The sequence below is a fragment of the Ilumatobacter sp. genome (genome assembly GCF_030065885.1).
Taxonomy (GTDB): Bacteria; Actinomycetota; Acidimicrobiia; order Acidimicrobiales; family Ilumatobacteraceae; genus Ilumatobacter.
The window spans coordinates 1-18,039 of sequence record NZ_JASJCS010000004.1 but is presented as its reverse complement, the minus strand read 5'-3'; the positions used below and the strand labels follow the sequence as shown (position 1 = coordinate 18,039).

General features: G+C 71.3%; 16 protein-coding genes. 6 read left to right on the top strand and 10 right to left on the bottom strand.

Annotation, left to right across the window (positions count from 1 at the left end):
• Window positions 1-50: 50 nt before the first annotated feature.
• On the top strand, window positions 51-1,178 hold the full coding sequence (locus QNJ12_RS01430) for a phospholipid scramblase-related protein (protein ID WP_300617965.1): 1,128 nt from the start codon (window positions 51-53) through the stop codon (window positions 1,176-1,178).
• Here the strand turns inward: QNJ12_RS01430 and QNJ12_RS01425 are convergent.
• Entirely contained in the window at window positions 1,175-1,723 is a 549-nt protein-coding gene (locus QNJ12_RS01425; RefSeq protein ID WP_300617962.1) for a M23 family metallopeptidase, read from the bottom strand. The genes QNJ12_RS01430 and QNJ12_RS01425 overlap by 4 nt on opposite strands.
• A gap of 48 nt (window positions 1,724-1,771) precedes the next feature.
• Here QNJ12_RS01425 and QNJ12_RS01420 point away from each other — a divergent pair, with 48 nt between their 5' ends.
• The 4 genes from QNJ12_RS01420 to QNJ12_RS01405 are packed head-to-tail and all read left to right on the top strand — an operon-like array spanning window position 1,772 to window position 5,302.
• Window positions 1,772-2,743, top strand: coding sequence for an NAD-dependent epimerase/dehydratase family protein (locus tag QNJ12_RS01420; RefSeq protein WP_300617959.1), 972 nt, complete (start codon window positions 1,772-1,774; stop codon window positions 2,741-2,743).
• On the top strand, window positions 2,743-3,489 hold the full coding sequence (locus QNJ12_RS01415) for a hypothetical protein (protein WP_300617956.1): 747 nt from the start codon (window positions 2,743-2,745) through the stop codon (window positions 3,487-3,489). The genes QNJ12_RS01420 and QNJ12_RS01415 overlap by 1 nt, the downstream gene beginning before the upstream one ends.
• Entirely contained in the window at window positions 3,489-4,343 is an 855-nt protein-coding gene (locus tag QNJ12_RS01410) for an alpha/beta fold hydrolase (protein ID WP_300617953.1), read from the top strand. Before QNJ12_RS01415 ends, QNJ12_RS01410 begins: the two co-directional genes overlap by 1 nt.
• Window positions 4,344-4,348: 5 nt before the next feature.
• Window positions 4,349-5,302 (top strand): FAD-dependent oxidoreductase, encoded by a 954-nt coding sequence (locus QNJ12_RS01405; protein WP_300617950.1) that lies wholly within the window; start codon window positions 4,349-4,351, stop codon window positions 5,300-5,302.
• On the opposite strand, the gene QNJ12_RS01400 is transcribed toward QNJ12_RS01405, so the two are convergent.
• From QNJ12_RS01400 to hemB, 3 genes are all read right to left on the bottom strand, one after another.
• Window positions 5,303-6,025, bottom strand: a complete 723-nt coding sequence (locus tag QNJ12_RS01400) for a hypothetical protein (RefSeq protein WP_300617947.1) — start codon at window positions 6,023-6,025, stop codon at window positions 5,303-5,305.
• A gap of 89 nt (window positions 6,026-6,114) precedes the next feature.
• Entirely contained in the window at window positions 6,115-7,494 is a 1,380-nt protein-coding gene (locus tag QNJ12_RS01395) for a glutamate-1-semialdehyde 2,1-aminomutase (protein WP_300617944.1), read from the bottom strand.
• Window positions 7,458-8,471 (bottom strand): porphobilinogen synthase, encoded by a 1,014-nt coding sequence (gene hemB / locus QNJ12_RS01390; RefSeq protein WP_300617941.1) that lies wholly within the window; start codon window positions 8,469-8,471, stop codon window positions 7,458-7,460. Before hemB ends, QNJ12_RS01395 begins: the two co-directional genes overlap by 37 nt.
• 165 nt (window positions 8,472-8,636) lie before the next feature.
• On the opposite strand from hemB, the gene QNJ12_RS01385 reads away from it, so the two are divergent.
• Window positions 8,637-9,887: a hypothetical protein gene (locus tag QNJ12_RS01385; protein WP_300617938.1), complete on the top strand. Its 1,251-nt coding sequence runs from the start codon at window positions 8,637-8,639 to the stop codon at window positions 9,885-9,887.
• A 52-nt stretch (window positions 9,888-9,939) separates the two neighbouring features.
• Here QNJ12_RS01385 and QNJ12_RS01380 read toward each other — a convergent pair whose 3' ends face one another.
• The 6 genes from QNJ12_RS01380 to QNJ12_RS01355 form a co-directional block, all read right to left on the bottom strand.
• Window positions 9,940-12,312 (bottom strand): choice-of-anchor D domain-containing protein, encoded by a 2,373-nt coding sequence (locus tag QNJ12_RS01380; RefSeq protein ID WP_300617936.1) that lies wholly within the window; start codon window positions 12,310-12,312, stop codon window positions 9,940-9,942.
• 23 nt (window positions 12,313-12,335) lie between these two features.
• The gene (locus QNJ12_RS01375; RefSeq protein ID WP_300617934.1) at window positions 12,336-13,082 is read right to left on the bottom strand and encodes a uroporphyrinogen-III synthase; all 747 of its coding nucleotides are present in this window, start codon (window positions 13,080-13,082) and stop codon (window positions 12,336-12,338) included.
• The gene (gene hemC, locus QNJ12_RS01370) at window positions 13,082-13,960 is read right to left on the bottom strand and encodes a hydroxymethylbilane synthase (RefSeq protein WP_300617931.1); all 879 of its coding nucleotides are present in this window, start codon (window positions 13,958-13,960) and stop codon (window positions 13,082-13,084) included. Before hemC ends, QNJ12_RS01375 begins: the two co-directional genes overlap by 1 nt.
• Before the next feature lie 13 nt (window positions 13,961-13,973).
• Window positions 13,974-15,230 carry a glutamyl-tRNA reductase gene (locus QNJ12_RS01365; RefSeq protein WP_300617928.1) on the bottom strand — a complete coding sequence of 419 codons (1,257 nt, stop codon included), beginning with the start codon at window positions 15,228-15,230 and terminating at the stop codon, window positions 13,974-13,976.
• 12 nt (window positions 15,231-15,242) lie between these two features.
• Complete coding sequence (locus QNJ12_RS01360; protein WP_300617926.1) at window positions 15,243-15,947, bottom strand: redox-sensing transcriptional repressor Rex; 705 nt, start codon at window positions 15,945-15,947, stop codon at window positions 15,243-15,245.
• A gap of 245 nt (window positions 15,948-16,192) precedes the next feature.
• The gene (locus tag QNJ12_RS01355) at window positions 16,193-17,719 is read right to left on the bottom strand and encodes an AMP-binding protein (RefSeq protein ID WP_300617923.1); all 1,527 of its coding nucleotides are present in this window, start codon (window positions 17,717-17,719) and stop codon (window positions 16,193-16,195) included.
• Window positions 17,720-18,039 lie beyond the last annotated feature (320 nt).

The window sequence follows — 18,039 nt, the reverse complement described above, 5'->3', positions numbered from 1 at the left end:
AGGGGCCGAGCCGGCCGCTTGTCGCGGGACGGGACCCGTAGGCTCGGCTCATGAATGCGACGCCGGCGAACTGGTATCCCGACCCGACGGGGCGGCACGAGCTTCGGTACTGGGACGGCACCGCGTGGACCGACCACGTGAGCAACCAGGGCGTGGCCGGGTCTGATCCCGTGCAGCAGCGGTCCGGCATGGACCGGCTCGACGCCGGCCTGACGGTGGGCGACGAGGGCAGGGCCGAGACGATCAACAAGCAGCTCACCGGCACCGGTCATCAGGGGATCGGGCTCGACGGTCCGGTCGCCGGTGGCGGCGGCACGCTGCTCGACGAGCCGATCCTGGTCGTCAACCAGAAGGCGAAGCTGATCGAGCTCAACAACCAGTACAGCGTGTTCGACCAGCACGGCACCCAGATCGCCGCCGTCAACCAGGTCGGGCAGTCGACCGCCAAGAAGGTGATGCGGCTCGTCTCGAGCATCGACCAGTTCATGACCCACCATCTCGAGATCACCGACGCCGCCGGGCAGGTCGTGCTCAAGATCACCCGGCCGAGGAAGGTCATCAAGTCGACCGTGGTCGTCAGCGACGGGCAGGACCGCGAGATCGGCCGGGTCGTGCAGCAGAACATGGTCGGCAAGATCAACTTCGGCCTCGAGGCGAATGGTCATCCGCTCGGCGCCATCAAGGCCGAGAACTGGCGCGCCTGGAACTTCCGCATCGAGGACAACGCCGGCAACGAGATCGCCCGCATCACCAAGACGTGGGAGGGTCTCGCCAAGACGATGTTCACCACGGCCGACAACTACGTGCTGCAGGTCCACCATCGCCCGCTCGAACCGCTCAACTCCCTCGTCGTCGCCAGCGCACTGTCGATCGACACCGCCTTGAACAAGACAACCGCGGCCTCGGCTGAGACGCGTCTGGTGTTCGACGGACCCGGCACGCGGCCGGTGAACGCCGATCTCACCGCGAGACCGCGTCGCATCGACCAGGCGGGCGAGGGTCGAAGCGGCGGCGCCAACGGCGCCGGAGCGGAGACGGCGAGCTCGGTCAGCGCAGCCGGTCATCTCACCGAGCGAGACCGCGCCCACCGAAGCAAGCTGGCGAGGAGCACAGCGCCAGCGAGCACCGCAGCACCCGGCAGGCGAGGGCTACTAGCCCGAGCTGCGGCGAAGACCTAGTAGATACGGCAGATCCGCGGGATGTCGAGCAGCGGGACGGGATCGACCGGCGTGGCGTGCGGCGCGGGACCCGGTCGGACCTCGAAGTGCAGGTGCCAGCCTCCCGGCGTGGCGTTGCCGGTGTCACCGACGAAGCCGATCAGCTGGCCTTCCTCGACCCGGTCACCCACCGTGAGCCCGTCGGCGAACGCATCGAGGTGGTAGTAGCGGTACTTGGTGTCGGTGTCGGACCAGAGGCCCCAGCCGAGGCCGGGTGCGCCGCCGTCGAACCGCCGGTACAGCGTGCCGGACTCGACCGCGTAGATCTCCTGACCCAGCTGGGCGCCGATGTCGAGGCCCTGGTGCCCGCCCGAACCGAACGCCTTGCTGAACCCGCCGAAGTTGTCGAGGACCTCGCACATCGGCGACGGGTCGATCGGGAACAGCAGGCCCTCCCCGCTGGTGACGATGCGTTCGGCCGGTGCCGAGACGTCGGCGGCGCGGTCGACGGCGGGCGCGTCGGCGTGCACGACCGCCGCGCCGAGGACCAGGGCACCCAGCAGCACGCCGAGCGACCGGGTCGACGTGGATCTCGTGCGGCTAGCGTGGTTCATATGGCAGGCATGCGGGTGCTGGTGAGCGGGATGGGCGGCGAGCTCGGCTCACGGGTCGCCAGTCTGCTCGAAGACGAACCGTGGGTGGGTTCGCTCGAGGGCATCGACGCCGACCCCCCTCGCCGACGTCTGCGCCGGACGGTGTTCCATCGTATCGTCCCAGGTCAGCACGACCGCACGGTCGAGACGGTGCTGGCGTTCAACCCTCACGTCGTCGTGCACATCGCCGTCTGGGAGCCGCACGCCCGCGCCGCCACAGCCACCGCCCGGATGCTGACCGACGACGCGGTGACCTCGATCCTCGGTGCCGCCGCCGAGTGCCGGGCACTCGAGTCGATCGTGGTCCGCAGCGGCATCGAGATCTACGGGCGCCGCCGGGGTACGGTCACCCGGCCGAGCGAGCGCGTGCCGCCCGACCCGACGAGCGACTACGGGCTCATGGTCGCCGACATCGAGGAGACCGCGAACGCGATCGGTGCCCGCATCGGCGTGACCGTCGGCGCGCTGCGCTTGGCGACGGTGCTCGGTCCGCACGTGCCGAGCGCGCTCGGCCGCGTGTTGCGGATGCCGGTCGTGCCGTTCAGCGCCCTGGCCGACCCGCCCTTCGCGGTCATCCACCAGCACGACGCCGCCGAGGCGTTCGTCGCGGCGGCGAAGGCACGCATCGACGAGCCGCTCAACATCGTGGCGCCGGGTGCGATCACTGCGCTGCAGGCCGCCCGCCGCGGCAAGCGCATCGCCCTCCCCCTCCTCGGCCCGGAGTGGGCACTGGCACGGGGCCTGTCGTACCTCGCCGGTTCGCCGTTGCCCGATCACGTGCAAGAGATGCTCCACCGGGGTCGCCTGGCCGACAATGCCAGGGCCCGCGAGGTGCTCGGCTTCGCACCGTCGACGTTCACGGGCGACGTCATCGACCAGCTCTACGGCTGGCCGAGCGTCGTCCACGTGCCGGCCGAGAAGGCGGTGGCGTGATGCCGACGCCTGCGCAGCGCCTGGCCGACGTCGTCACGATGCCCGCCCGCACGGCGGGTTCCACCGCGCTGTCGGTGGCCGAGGGCACCGCCCGCCACGCTTTCGACTGGACCGCCAACAACGTCGACGACTGGGGTCGCGACAACCGGTTCGTCGACCGCGTGTGGACCATCAGTCGGCTGCGCTGGAACGTCGCGATCGGCGGCATCGAGCACGTGCCCAAGCGGGCCGGCGCGCTCATCGTCGTGAATGCGAGGCGGTTCGCCCTGGCGCCGCTGTTCGCTGCGCTGTCGATCGGTGCGGCCGTCGATCGCCCGGTGCGGTTCGTGGGCCGGCCCGACGTCGCGCCCCTCGGGCCGATGATGCAGCGCCTCGGCGGCCTGCTGCCCATCGAGGACGAGCTGGAAGGAGCGCTCCGAGCCGGCCAGGTGATCGTGCTCGGGGCCGACCACGAGTGGACCAACCGGCGAGCCGGCCTCATCGACCACCATCTCGTCGGCGCCGCCGTCGCCGCTCGCGCCCGGTTGCTGCCGGCCGCGACCACGTCGGTGCCGATGCGGCGCAACGCCCGGGTCGAGATCGGCCCGCCGATCCGCCCGACCCAGAAGCGGCGCGGCCCGTTGGCCGAGCTCGAGCTCGCCGACCTCCTGCTCGAACGCATCGACGACGTGCTCGACGAGCTCGGCGGCACCTTGACGGGGACGCCGCTCGACTGGCTGCCGCTCGGCGGCATCGGGGGGCTCTGATGCCGTACGTACGATCGAGCGACGGTGTCCGCCTGCACTACACCGAGACCGGCCGCCGGCACGGTCCACCGGTGCTGATGATCCAGGGCCTCGGGGCCGACAAGCACCTCTGGAACGTGCAACGGCTCGCGATGGCCTCCTCGTTCCGGACGATCGCCATGGACAACCGCGGCGCCGGTCGCTCCGACAAGCCGTACGGCGCCTACTCGATGGAGCAGATGGCTGACGACGCCGCCGCGGTGCTCGACCACGCCGGCGTCGATACCGCCCACGTCGTCGGGGCGTCGATGGGCGGGGTCATCACGCAGCTCCTGGCGCTCCGTCACGAGGAGCGCATCCGATCGCTCACGCTGGCGTGTACCGCGTGCCGTCATCACCAGTGGCGGCGCGAGCTGCTCGCCGAATGGGCCGAGATCGCCGAGACCCGAGGCATGGGCGCGATGACCAAGGAAGCCGCGCGCTGGATGATCGGACCGCGCTCGTTCCGGCGGATCAGCCCGGCCGTGGGCTGGATGGGACCGCTCGCGCTCTCCCGCCCACCACACGCGTTCGCCGGGCAGGTCGCCGGCATCCTGGCGATCGACGATCACGTGCGCGACCGGCTCCACCAGGTCGACAAGCCGACGATGGTGATGGTCGGCAACCAGGACATCCTGACGCCGAGGGGCGACGCGGAGGAGATCGCCGAGCTCGTGCCGACCGCCGAGCTCGTGGTCATCAGCGGAGCGGCCCACGGGTTCATGATCGAGCACGGCACCACGTTCAACCGCGTGTTGCTCGACTTCCTCCACCGGGCCGAAGCAGCGCACCGGCTGAGCGTGGACGAGGCGGCCGACCACGAGCTGACGGGCTGACCGGCGTGCGCGTGGTCGTGGTCGGGGCTGGCCTGTCCGGTCTCGTCGCCGCCCGTGAGCTCGCGACCGAGCACGAGGTCGTCGTGGTCGACAAGGGCCGCTCGGTCGGAGGGCGCCTCGCGACGCGGCGGATCGCCGGCGCGACCCTCGATCACGGCGCGCAGTTCTTCACGGTCCGCGGCGACGACTTCCGGCGGCAGGTCGACGACTGGCTGGCGCGCGACGTGGCTGCGGTGTGGTGCCACGGGTTCACCGGTCGCGAGGACGGCCACCCGCGCTACGTCGGCACGCGGGGCATGAACTCGCTCGCCAAGGACCTCGCCGGCGGCCTCGACTGTCGGACCGGGCACATGGTGTTCACGCTGCGACCGACCGAAGACGGCTGGAGCGTCGTGCTCGACGACGGCGCTGCCATGAGCGCCGACGCGCTCGTGGTGACGAGCCCCGTGCAGCAGTCGTGGGCGCTGCTCGCCCAAGCCGAGCTCGACCTACCGGAGGAGCTGTTCCGGCGCGCCTACCACCGCACGATCGGCGCGCTCGTCGTCCTCGATCGGCCCGGCGCCGTCCCGGCCCCCGGTGGCGTCCAGTTCGATCCGGCCGATCCCGACGCGCCGTTCGGCTTCATCGGCGACAACCACGCCAAGGGCATCAGCGACGTGCCGGCCCTGACCTTCCACGCGACCCAACCCTGGAGCGAGCAGCACTGGGACGACGACCCGGCCGACGCGCTGACCGTGCTGCTCGAGCGGGCCCGCCCGTGGCTCGGCGACGCAGAGGTGGTCGAGTCGCAACTGAAGAAGTGGCGCTTCGCGGGGCCGATCGACCCGTGGCCCGCCGCGTGCTGGGTCGATGCCGAGCACCAGGTCGCGCTGGCAGGCGACCTGTTCGCCGGGCCGAAGGTCGAGGGCGCGTTCAATTCCGGCCTCGCAGCTGCGGCGGCGATCCGCAGCCTCGCCTGATCAGGGCGTGAGCGCCTCGCCCGCTTCCGCGTCGAGCTCGACGACGGTGGACGTGGTGGTCGACGTGCTCGTCGAGGTGGTGCTCGTCGTCGGCGAGGTGGGTGCCGGCTCGGGCGCATAGTCGACGCGGGTTCGGCACGCGACGGCGATCAGTCGGCGCTCCTCGATCCCGAAGATGCTGGTGAAGTCGTCACCGAGCACGTCACGGAACTGCCGGTACGAGTCGAACTCGTCCGGGCAGCGACGGTCGAGCACCGGCGCGAACGGCACCTGCCAGCCGTTGACCAACGTCGCCAGCCCGTCGTCGAGCGTGTCGATGGCCGGCATCTCGACGGTGCGGTCCGGACCCATGGGCACGAGTGCGAACCAGACGACGCCCTCGCCGAGCAGATCGGCGACGACGGCGCAGGCGCCGATCTCACCGAACCGGGGGCACAGGTCGACGCCGGGGGTGTCGGCGACCACACGGAGCGACCGACGACCGTCGATGATCAGGTCGGTGTCGTTGGCCGCGACGCCGTCCGCGTCGATGCGGAAGCCGCTGTTGCGCGACGAGAACACCTGCTCGACGAGGTCGATCCGGTGCCGCTCGACCGCCGGCCCGTCGTCCCCACCCCCTCGCTCGATCACCGTGCGCGTCGCGAAGATCGTCGAGAGCAGGAAGAACAACCCGATGACGGCACCGACAGCGGCGAAGAACCTGATGCTGAAGATCTCCCGCATCAGCCCGGCCGCGCGTCGGAGCGCGTGAACCACTGCATGACGCCGCCGACGCTACCGGCTCGCCCGCCGCCGGCGGGGTACGTCGAGCCTCAGGTCGGCGCGGTGCCCGCCGCGACGGCTGCGGCGCGGTGAGCGCGTTCGGCGATCTCGTCGATCACGGCGTCGGTGTGCGCAGCGCCCACGAAGATCGCCTCGTACGCGCCCGGCGCCATGGCGACACCCTCGTCGAGCATGGCGTGGAAGAAGCGGGCGTACGCGGCCTCGTCGGTCTGCTTGGCGCCGTCGAAGTCGATCGGTGTCGCGACGTCGCCGCACACCATGCCGAGCAGCGTGCCGACGACGGGGAAGCGGGCCGGGAACCCGGCCGACGCGCAGGCGTCTCGGAGGAGCGAGGACAGGTGGCGCGCCCTCGCCATCAACTCGATGTAGACGTCGCCGTCGAGCAGATCGAGCGCCGCGAGTCCGGCCGCGGTGGCGATGGGGTTGCCCGACAGGGTGCCGGCGTGGAACACCGGTCCGAGCGGCGACAGGGTCTCCATGATCTCGCGACGGCCACCGACCGCACCGATCGGCAGGCCACCGCCGATCACCTTGCCGAACGTCGTCAGGTCCGGCGTGACGTCGTACTTGGCCTGCGCGCCGCCCTCGCCGAGCCGGAATCCGGTGATCACCTCGTCGAACACGAGCACGGCACCGACGCGGTCGCACTCCCGGCGCAGCCCGTCGAGGAAGCCGGGCTGCGGTGCAACGACACCCATGTTGGCGGCGACCGGTTCGACCATGACGCAGGCGATCGTCTCGTCGAGCGCCGGCACGACGTTGTAGGGCACGACCATCGTCTCGGCGACGGCGCCGTTCGGCACGCCTGCGGTGCCGGGCAGGCCGAGCGTCGCGACGCCGCTACCGCCGGCCGCCAACAGCGCGTCGGTGGCGCCGTGGAAGTTGCCGTGGAAGATCACGACGCGGTCACGGCCCGTGTAGCCGCGCGCGAGTCGCACCGCTGTGCTGGTGGCCTCGGTGCCCGAGTTCATGAACCGGACCTGCTCGCAGGAACGCACCCGGTCGGCGATCGTCTCGGCGAGCTTCATCTCGCGGGGGGTGGGCGCGCCGTACGAGGTGCCGCCGGCCGCGGCCTCGGTCACCGCCGCGGTGATGGCGGGATGTGCGTGGCCGAGGATGACCGCCCCGTAGCTCTGGACGAGGTCGATGTACTCGCTGCCCTCGACGTCCCAGATCCGGGCGCCCTCGGCGCGAGCGACGAGGTACGGGCGGCCACCGACCGACTTGAACGCCCGGATCGACGAATTCACGCCCCCGGGGATCACCACCGCGGACCGTTCGAAGAGCTCGTCGTTGGACGGCACGCCTGCGCCCACGCAGACCGTGGCGGTGCACCCGGCGCCGGCGCAGCGCTCGGGGTCGCAGAGCGGGATCACGACGACGCCCCCGCGGCTCGCTCGGCGAACCATCTCGTCAGGTAGGTCAGCACGAGGTCGGCGCCGGCACGCCTGATCGCGGTCAGGTGCTCGAGCGCGACCGCGTCGTGGTCGATCCAGCCGTTGGCCGCCGCCGCCTTGATCATCGAGTACTCGCCGCTCACGTGGTACGCGGCGACCGGCACGTCGACCTCGGCCCGCACCGCGCTGATCACGTCGAGATACGCGAGCGCCGGCTTCACCATCACCATGTCGGCACCTTGCGCGAGATCGGCGTGGACCTCGACGAGGGCCTCGCGCCGGTTGCGCGGGTCCTGCTGGTACCCCTTGCGGTCGCCGCCGTCGGTGATCGTGACGTCGACTGCGTCGCGGAACGGCCCGTAGAGCCCGCTGGCGTACTTGGCCGAGTACCCGAGGATCGACACGTCGGCGAAGCCCGCACCGTCGAGCGCATCGCGGATGGCGGCCACCTGGCCGTCCATCATCCCGCTGGGGGCGACGACGTGCGCCCCGGCAGTCGCCTGGGCGACGGCGGCACGTGCGTAGATCTCGATCGTTGCGTCGTTGTCGACCGAGCCGTCGGGGCGCACGATGCCGCAGTGGCCGTGGCTCGTGTACTCGTCGACGCAGAGGTCGGCGATCAACACCACCGAGTCGCCGACCTCGCTCACGAGATCGGCGAGCGCCAGCTGCACGATGCCGGCCGGGTCGAAGGCGCCCGAACCGACGTCGTCCTTCGTCGCCGGCACACCGAACAGCACGACCGCGCGGACCCCGAGCTCGGCGAGCTCGGACACCTCCCGGCGGAGACTGTCACGGGTGTGCTGGTGCACGCCGGGGAGCGACGCGATCTCGACCGGTTCGGCGATGCCCTCGCGGACGAAGAGCGGGGCGATCAGGTCGCTGACCGAGACCGAGGTCTCGGCGACCAGCTCTCGCATCGCCGCGGTGGTGCGGAGCCGGCGCGGCCGCTGCCGGGGGAAATCGGCCGTTCGGCCGCTGGCTGCCATGCAGCGCATGGTACGTGGCCGGCGGCGGTGTCGACATGGCCGGGCGGCGGTGACGTGCGGCGCGCGTGTCGCCGGTCACGCGACGAAGCCCACCGGCCGGGGCCCCGACGAGCGCAGGTGCGGCATGGCGAGGGAGTCGGGGTGCCGCGCAGTAGCGTCGCATCCGTGTCCGTGCAGGTCTGGTTCGCACAGGAAGAGATCGTCGCCGTTCCCGGCGAGTCGACGTCGCTGGCGCTGTCGATCGAGAACGTCAGCGACCGCACCGAGTCGTACACCATCATCCCCGCCGGCCTGACGGCGGCCTGGACCACCGTCACCCGCCCCAACGTCACGCTGTTCGGCGGGTCGCGCGACGTCGTCGAGGTGGTCATCAGGCCACCGGCGATCCACTCCACGACAGCGGGGCCGACTGCACTGGCGATCCGGGTCATCCCCCAGGGCGCACCCGACGACGCGGTCGTGGCCGAGACCATCGCCGACGTCACGGCGTTCGACGATCGGCGCATCACGGTGCTCCAGCCGTTGCAGCGGGGCCGTGGTCGCGCCACCTACGAATTCATCGTCGAGAACCACGGCAACAACCTCGCGAGCTGCCGGCTCCACCTGGTCGATCCGAGCGAGCGGGTCGACGGCGCCTTCGACCCACCGGCGGTCGGGGTTGCTCCGGGATCGTCGAGCCTCGTCCGGCTGCGGATGCGAGCGCAGCGGAGCTTCTTCAGGCGGGCCGAGCGGCAGCTCGACTTCGAGATCGAGGCGACCGAACAGGGCCACGAGCCGGCCTCGGGCCGAGCGTCGCTCATCCAGCCGCCGACGATCCCCGCCCGTACCGTGGGCCGCTTCCTGGCGGCTGTCGCCGCGGTCGCCGCCGTCGTCCTCGCATGGTACGGCGTGGTTCGTCCCGAGCTTCGAGACGCTGCCGAACGCGCCGTCGACGATCGTCTGGACGAGATCGGCGCCGAGGCCGACGCCGCAGCCGACGCGGAGGCGCCGGTCGTCACGACCCCGCAGACGACGGTGCCCGAGGACACCGGTGTCGACGCGGCGTTGCTCGCGGCGGCGCAGGGCGATCCGGTCTCGTACCGCATCGCCGTCGACGTGGGCATCACCCAAGAGCGCAGCGAGTCGCTCTCGTTGCCGCCTGATTCCGACTTCCGGCTGACCGACGTCGTGCTCCAGAACCCGAACGGCGACCTCGGCACGGCCCAGCTGCTGCGCAACGGCGACCTGCTCTACGAGTGGGACCTCGGCGCGATGAACGCCGCCAACGAGTTCCAACCGCGGGTCAGCCCGATCCCGTTCGACCCGTCCGACAACATCGTGCTGGCGGTGACGTGCGAGGCGGCGGGCCAGACGACGGGCACCGGTTGCGAGATCGCTGTCCTGATCGGCGGGCTGATGCTGCCCGCCGAACGCTGACGACACACCGACCCGCAGCGCCGACCCGCGCTCGCCGGCAGAGCGTCCGGCGTCACCCCATGCCGAAGCCCGGCAACCACGTTCGCGGCACGTCCGATCGGCGCTCGAGCTCGATCGGCACCGAGGCCACCGCACCGCCCTCGGCCGAGGCGACCAGGCGGCGCTCGCCGACCCGCAGGCGGGCCGGCAGGACGACCCGCGCGAGGAACGACCCGAGCGCGTCGGTGGTGACGGTCGCGAACGGCGGGCTGCCGTCGTCGAAGCCGATCGCCACCGGTGACTCCGCGGGGAAGCCGTTCCCGCCGATGCCGATGTCGGTGCCGGGCTGCACCACCGGGTGTTCGGTGCCGAACGTCGGCTCGTACCGACCGAAGCCCCCGATCACGGCCGACGTGTACTGGCCGATCGGCGTCGTCACGATCAGCAGTGCGCTGCGGTACCCGGCGTCGGTCGGCCGGAACTCGACCTCGATCGTGCAGCTGGCATCGGGATTGAGCGCACGGTTCGTGCAGCTCTGCGTGACGACCTCGAAGTCGCCCGGGTGTGCGCCACCGAGGTTGATGCGAGCCACCGAAGTCGGGAGGAAGCCGACGTTGTCGATGTCGACGGCCACGCGGCCACCGACGTCGCCGACGACACCGGCATCGACGTCGACGCCGCCCGGATCGGCGAGCAACGTCGGCTCGCCGGCGGCGCCGCGGATCGTCGTCGAGACGGTGGGACTGCCCGGCCCACGCCCGGTCACCGTCAACGTGGCGGAGTACCCGCGTGGCTCGGTCGGGTTGAACGTCATGTTGACCGAGCACGACTCACCGGCAGCGACGATGACGCCGCGGACACAGGTGCCGCCCGTGATCGCGAAGTTCGGCTCGGATGATTCGACGGTGCTCGGCTCGAACGCGGCCGGCCCGGCGTTGAGCACCGTGGCGTAGAGCTCGGCGCTCGTGAACCCGAGCAACACGGTGCCGAAGTCGAGCTCGGCGAGCGAGAGCTGTGGCGTCACCTCGACGGTGGCGATGCTGCGCGACGTCGACGACCGGCCCGACTCGTCGAGCCGCATGCCCGCCATCGTCTCGAACGCGATGACCTCGCCGGTCTTCGAGAGAGCCGGCTGGCCATGGGCACCGGGGACGGAGGTGAGCTCGGGATCGTCGAGCACCCGACGAAGCTGACCGAGCTCGAACTCGGCGACGATCAGATCCCCGTCGCCGTCGGTGCCGCCGCCCGCCCGGCGGCTCGGCAAGAGGTTCGTCGCATCGGTGACGAACGCGATCTGGCTGCCGTCAGCGTTGACGGCCGGCGACCACGAGGAAGCATCGCCGGCGACGGGCACACCGAAGCGCACCATGCCGGCGTCGACCGCGGAGACGAGCGCAAGCGGCGTCGCACGAGGCGCCTCGTCGAAGATGCCGTTGCCGTCGGTGTCGCGATCGAATCGGTAGACCTGCGTCGGGCACGTGAGGAAGCACTTCGGCAACGAGGCCGGCACCAGGGTTCGGTCGCGGCTGGTGAACACGATGATGCGACCGTCCTCGGACATCGCCGGCGCGTCGCCGCCCGAGGCGCTGAGTTGGCCGTTACGGCCCGACACGAGGTGAACGGCGGTTCGCTGGTCCTCGGCCCCACGGTCCCAGACGTAGACCTGGCTGGTCGCCGGACCGCCGGGCAGCGGACCGTCGCCCCATCCGGGCAGGCGCGCGGAGGCCGTGGCGTCGGACACGAACGCGAGGTGGCGGCCGTTCTGCGACAGCGCGGGCTGTCCGGCGCCGCGGTAGGTGTGCGCGCCGCCCGGCGATTCGACCGGCATGCCGGCGACTCGGTCGACGCGGCCGGGCTCACCGACCGGCTTGGTGATGTCGACGACGCTGATCGTGCCGACGCCGTCGGGCATTCCCGGGGCCTGATGCACGTAGGCGACGACCGCGCCCGAGCCCGAGAGCGCCGGCGCCGACTCGGTGAAGACGCCGTCGAGGGCGATGCCACTCCGTTCGGACGACGAGACGAGCTCCCAGCCGTTCGGCTGGCCGCCGCACTCGGGCACCACGAGCCGGTAGACGTCCCAGCGCTCGTCGCGGTCGTCGTCGCGGAACAGGTCGAACGCGATCTCGGTGATCGCGACGACGACGCACCCGTCGGCCGACAACCTGGGGAAGATCGTGTCACCGGCGCGCACGCCGGCGGGCAGCGGCGAGAGCTCGGTGGTGACGTCGCTCTCCCGGTCGATTCGATACACCGACCGCCGGCCGTCGGCATCGCCGCTGACGACGATCCATCGGCCGTCGGCCGAGATCGACGGGCCACCCGAATCGGCAACACCGGTCGACACGACGGCGACATCGGCGGAGACGGCGCGCGTCGGCAGCGCGGAGAGCAGGAGCGCCCCCGCCGTCACGGCAGCCAGCTGGCGCAGCTGTGGTCGTCGCATCGTTTCGCGCAAGCTCGGCAATTCTACGGCGGCGAACCGAGCGCCGTCGCGATCACCTCGACCAGTCCGTCCACATCGTGACGTGTCGCGACGTGGGTGACGGCGAGGCCGGCGGCCTCCGCTGCGGCGGCCGTGGTCGAGCCGATCGCCGCCACCACCGGAGGCGCCGACGCGCCGAAGGCATCACTCCACGCCCCGGCGGCCGACCCGCTGGCGAATGCGACGGCGTCCGCGACGACCGCCGCGCGGCGTTCGGCCGCGCTCGGCGTCCGCGTCGACGTGACGTAGGCCACGACCGGATCGACCTCGTAGCCGAGCCCCCGAAGTCCCGCCACCAGGGTCTCCTCGGCCCGATCGGCTTGGGCGACGAGGGCGCGCCGGGCATCGCCGGCCGCAGGCATGGCCTCGACGAGGCCGGCTGCCGACTGCGTGCCGGGGACGATCTCGACCGGCCGGCCGGCAAGCCGCTCGAGGACGGCTGCGGTCGCCGCGCCGACCGCGGCGAGCGACACGCCGGGGTGCCGTCGGGCAGCATCGCCCACGGCCCGCGCGCCGTGGCGGGAGCTGACCACCAGCCAGTCGTATCCGCCGAGCCGATCGAGCGCGTCGCTCAACGCCCGCCCCGGCGCCGGTTCGATGGCGATCAGCGGGATGTGGACGACGTCGGCGCCGAGTGCGGCGAGCGCCGAGTCGAGCGCGCCGCGTGTGTCCCGGGTCGTGACCACTCGCCGACCGGCGAGTGGCCGTCCGGCGATCGCCTGAGCGGGCATCAGCCCTCCGAGACGAACGCGAGCGCTGCAGCAGCGGCCTGGCGGGCGCGCTCGCGATCGACGATGACATCGCCGACCAGCTCGATCGTGTCGGACACCGTGACCCCCGATGCCTCGTCGGCGAGGAAGGTGAACAGCTTGCCGGCGTCGACGTGGGCACCGACCGGGAGCGAGCAGCCCGACCCGAGCTCGGCGAGGAAGGCCCGTTCGACCTCGACCTCGGCCCGCGTCGGCGCGTGATCGACCGCCTCGAGCGCGTCGCGCATCCGATCGTCGTCGACCCTGCACTCGACGGCGACGCAACCCTGGCCGACCGCCGGGACGAACTCGGCGGTGTCGAGGCGATCGGCGATCCGATCGGTCAATCCCAGCACCTCGAGGGCGGCCACCGCCATCACGACCGCACCCCCGTCCGGAACCCGGTCGAGCCGGGTGTGGATGTTGCCGCGCAGTTCGACGAAGTCGAGGTCCGGCCGAGCCCGGCGCAGCTGCGCTCGTCGCCGGACCGAGCCCGTCGCAACCGTCGCGCCGGCCGGCAGATCGACGAGCGAGCGGCCGATCAGCGCATCGGCCGCCGATCGGCGTTCGGTGAAGGCGCCGATCATGAGGCCGTCGTGCGGGGTCGAGGGCAGGTCCTTCGCCGAGTGGACCGCCAGATCGGCGCGGCCGTCGAGCACCGCCACCTGGACTTCCTTGACGAACACACCCTGCCCGCCGATCGTGTGCAGCGGGACGCCATCGGCCTGCGTGCGGTCGCCGTGGGTGGAGATCACGACCAGCTCGGCGTCGAAACCGGCCCGGCGCAGCTGCTGCGCGACGTGCTCGGACTGCGTGGACGCCTGCGCACTTCCCCGGGTCGCGAGTCGGATCGTCGGCACGGCGCGGTGCGCGTCAGCCGAGGTCGAAGAGGTCGGCGACGGCGGCCGCGTTTCGTTCGCCCTGCGGTGACCCGGCCTGGCCCCGGAGCCGCACCGAGGGCTCGTGCAGCAGCTTCGCCACGACGCCGCGGGTGATCGCATCGATGAGGTCGCGCTGCTCGTCGGGCAGGCGACCGATCTGCTTGGCGTGACGGTCGAGCTCGGCCGCCCGCAAGCTCTCGGCATGCTCGCGGAGGGCGGTGACGAGTGGAGCGGCCTGCAGCGCGGCGGCCTCGATGCCGAACCGCTCGACCTCCTCGACGACGATCTCGCGGACCCGAGCGACCTCGCCGAGGCGCTGCTCGCGGCCGCGTTCGGCCCACTTCCCGAGATCGTCCAGATCGAGCACCGTGACGTCGTCGATCTCGGCGACTTCGGGCGCCACGTCCCGCGGCACACCGATGTCGACGAACAGCAACGAGCGCCCGTGTCGCGCGACGCTCTTCATCAGCTCGGGCGTGACGAGCGGCGTCTCGGAACCGGTCGACGTCAGCACGAGGTCGGCGGTGGCCAGGGCATGGCCGATGCGATCCATGCCCAACGCCGTTCCGTTGATGCGGTCGGCCAGCGCCTCGCCGCGTTCGACGCTGCGGTTGACGACCATGACGTCGCCGACGCCCGCACCGTGGAGGGCGACTGCGATGCCCTCGCCCATGGCGCCCGCCCCGAGGATCGCCACGTTGCGGCCCGCGATGCTCCCGTGGTGCTCGATCGCCATCTCGACGGCGGCGTGGCTGACCGAGGCGGTGCCACGTGCGATGGCCGTCTCGGTCCGTGCCCGCTTGCCGACGCCGATCGCATGGCGGAACAGCAGGTTCATGGTCGAGCGGGTGCCGCCGACCTCTTGCGCGACCTCCCAGGCCCGCCGCAGCTGACCAAGCACTTCGGCTTCACCGACGACGGCCGAGTCGAGCCCGGCTGCCACCTCGAACAGGTGGGCCACCGCTGCGTCGTCGTGACCCGAGTACAGATGGGGGTGCAGCTCGTCGGCGGCGATACCGCTGGAGTCCGACAGGAACTCGCAGATGTCCGCGTAGGCACCGTGGAAACGCTCGGCGACCGCGTAGACCTCGGTTCGGTTGCACGTGCTGACGACGACGACCTCGCGGACGTTGTCGCGCGACTGCAGACCCTCGACGGCCTTGGGGACCCTGTCGGGTGCCACGTTGACCCGCTCGCGGATGCTGAGCGGCCCGCTTCGGTGGTTGACTCCGATGACGAGGATCGACATGACGGGTCCAGCCTAGGCCGTGACGCCCCGGCCGCGTTCGGCGGGAAGGGCCCGCAGCGAGCCGTTCTGTGCGCTGCTCGTGCGGCGCTGCTCGTGATAGCTGAGGATCTGCAGTTCGACAGCGAGATCGACCTTGCGCACGCTGATGGTCGACGGCACCGAGAGCACGACCGGCGCGAAGTTCAGGATGCTCGTGATCCCCGCCGCGACCAGGCGGTCGGCGGCGTTCTGGGCACCCTCGGCGGGTGTCGCGACCACGCCGATCGAGATGTTCTTCGACGCGACGATCTGCGGGAGCTCGTCGATGGGGCGGACCCGCGCGCCACCGACCACCGCGTCGAACTTGCCGGGATCGATGTCGACGATGCCGGCGACGGGGAAGCCGCGGTCGTTGAAGCCGCCGTGCCCGGCGAGCGCCTGACCGAGGTTGCCGGCGCCCACGATGACGACGGGCCAGTCGTGATCGAGCCCGAGCTCGCGGCGGATCTGGTAGACGAGGTACTCGACTTCGTATCCCACGCCTCGCGTGCCGTAGCTCCCGAGGTAGGAGAGGTCCTTGCGGACCTTGGCGGCGTTGACGGCGGCCAGCTCGGCCAGGCCCTCGGACGAGATGTTCTCGACACCTGCCTCGGCCTGCTCGACGAGGATCTGCAGGTAGATCGGGAGACGGGCGACGGTGGCCTCGGGAATGCGTCGACGCGTGCGATGGGGAGGCATCGGCCGAGAGCCTAGAACGCATGTGCACGTTTTCACAAAGCCGTGCGACGAGGTTCCCGAAGACCGCGTCCGCGAAGACGACGAGCTCTACCGGCTCGTTGCCGATCCGACTTGGTCGGTCCGGCAGAGCCCGTTTCGAGACCGCGTCGCGCAGCTGAGGCGGGCGAGCGCCACAGCGAAGCGGCGGCAGCGACCACGGGTGCACAGCCGATCCGACTTGGTCGGTCGGCGGAGCCCGAGAGAGTTCAGTCGCCGATGATGGTGCCTTCGAGCTCGCGCCGGATCAGCTTGCCGGTCGCGCTGCGCGGCAGCTCGTCGACGAAGACGACCTTGGACGGGCACTTGTACCGCGCCAGGTAGTCGAGTGCGTGGCCGATCAGGCTGTCCTCGTCGACGTCGGCCCCGTCGGTGAGCACGACGTACGCCTTGACCGCCTCGCCATGGTGCGGGTGCGGGACACCGAGCACGCCGACTTCGGCGACCGCCGGATGCGACCGCAGCACCGCCTCGACCTCCGCTGGGAAGACGTTGAAGCCGGACACGATGATCAGGTCCTTCGCGCGGTCGACGAGATACATGTACCCGTCGTGGTCGACCGTGGCGATGTCGCCTGTGTGGAGCCACCCGTCGACGAGCACCCGGTCGGTGGCCTCGCGCTCGTTCCAGTACCCGAGGAACACGTTCTCGCCGCGAACCCAGACCTCGCCGGCATCGCCGACGGGCACGTCCTGACCGTGCTCGTCGACCACCCGGACGTCCATCCCGACGAGCACTCGACCGACCGAACCCGGTCGGGTCGGCATCCCCGCCGAGCTCGTGACGACCGGCGACGCCTCGGTCAGGCCGTAGCCCTCGTAGATCGGGATGCCGAACCGCTCCTCGAAGCGCTCGGCGACCGCCGGCGACAAGCGCGACGCTCCCGACAGCGCGAGGCGGACCGACTTGAACGAGTCGGACGGCAACTCGTCGAAGTGGCAGAACGCGATCCACATCGGCGGTGCGCCGGGCACGATGGTGACCTGCCGACGGACGATCGATTGGGCGGCCGTCGCCGGGTCGAAACGTTGCACGAGCACGATCGTGGCGCCGACGGTCAGCGCGACGCCCAGCACGACGTTGAGCCCGAAGATGTGGAACAGCGGCAGCACCGAGTACACGACGTCGCCTTCGACGGTGTGATCGCGTGCGGTGAGGTCCTGCTCGATGTTGGCCATCAGGTTGCGATGGCTCAGCATGGCGGCGCGCGGCGGACCGGCGGTGCCGCTGGTGAACATGAGCACGGCGACGTGCCCGGGCTCGACGTCGACGATCGGCACGGGTTCGTGCTCGAACAGGTCGGCGAGGTGGAGGGTGCCCTCGGGTGCGTCGCCCTCGGCGACGATCACCGACCGGACCGACGGCAGTGCCTCGAGGTCGACGTGCGACCACGACGGCAGCGCGTGTGGGCCGACCACCACGGCTGCCGGCTCGACCGTGCCCAGCTCGTGCTGCAGCTCGGGACCAGGGCTGTCGGGATTGAGCGGTACGGCCACCGCGCCGAGGCCGATCGTTGCGAGGTACGTCACCACGAAGTAGCGGTTGTTGCCGCAGAGGATCGCAACCCGATCGCCGTGACCGACACCGGCGGCGGCGAGGCCGCCGCGGAGACCGGCCACCTGCTCGCGCAGCACGCCATATGTGGTCTCGCGGTTCCTCGAGATCAGTGCGACCCGATCGGCATCGTGCCCTTCGATCAGGTGCGCCAGGTTGACTCGTTCGCTCGCATCACCCACGTCGGTCATCGTACCCAGTCGCCCACTCGCCCCGCCTCAGAGCCGGACGAGCGACACGATGCCGGCGACGAGGATCGCCGCGAGCAGCAGACCGAGCGTGAGCGTGGTGGCCGGGCGCATGCGGCCAGGCTACCGGCCGCTCGTGGCACCGATCCGTGGCGAACGTGGTCGCCGGGCCGACGCGCGCTCGCCTCGACCAGCCGCGCTCAACCCCGAGGCGACAACTCCACCGCCCACACGACCCCCACCGGCTCGACGACGCCTCGACGAGCCGCGCTCAACCCCGACGCGACAACTCCACCGCCGACACGACCCCCGCC

What these genes read in the sequence shown, in the direction of transcription:
- QNJ12_RS01365 (WP_300617928.1), bottom strand. Translation starts at nt 15,230, where the DNA reads ATGTCGATCCTCGTCATCGGAGTCAACCACCGAAGCGGGCCGCTCAGC.
- QNJ12_RS01430 (WP_300617965.1), top strand. Translation starts at nt 51, where the DNA reads ATGAATGCGACGCCGGCGAACTGGTATCCCGACCCGACGGGGCGGCAC.
- QNJ12_RS01375 (WP_300617934.1), bottom strand. Translation starts at nt 13,082, where the DNA reads ATGCCCGCTCAGGCGATCGCCGGACGGCCACTCGCCGGTCGGCGAGTG.
- QNJ12_RS01420 (WP_300617959.1), top strand. Translation starts at nt 1,772, where the DNA reads ATGGCAGGCATGCGGGTGCTGGTGAGCGGGATGGGCGGCGAGCTCGGC.
- QNJ12_RS01395 (WP_300617944.1), bottom strand. Translation starts at nt 7,494, where the DNA reads ATGGTTCGCCGAGCGAGCCGCGGGGGCGTCGTCGTGATCCCGCTCTGC.
- QNJ12_RS01400 (WP_300617947.1), bottom strand. Translation starts at nt 6,025, where the DNA reads ATGCGGGAGATCTTCAGCATCAGGTTCTTCGCCGCTGTCGGTGCCGTC.
- QNJ12_RS01415 (WP_300617956.1), top strand. Translation starts at nt 2,743, where the DNA reads ATGCCGACGCCTGCGCAGCGCCTGGCCGACGTCGTCACGATGCCCGCC.
- QNJ12_RS01410 (WP_300617953.1), top strand. Translation starts at nt 3,489, where the DNA reads ATGCCGTACGTACGATCGAGCGACGGTGTCCGCCTGCACTACACCGAG.
- QNJ12_RS01380 (WP_300617936.1), bottom strand. Translation starts at nt 12,312, where the DNA reads ATGCGACGACCACAGCTGCGCCAGCTGGCTGCCGTGACGGCGGGGGCG.
- QNJ12_RS01360 (WP_300617926.1), bottom strand. Translation starts at nt 15,947, where the DNA reads ATGCCTCCCCATCGCACGCGTCGACGCATTCCCGAGGCCACCGTCGCC.
- hemB (WP_300617941.1), bottom strand. Translation starts at nt 8,471, where the DNA reads ATGGCAGCCAGCGGCCGAACGGCCGATTTCCCCCGGCAGCGGCCGCGC.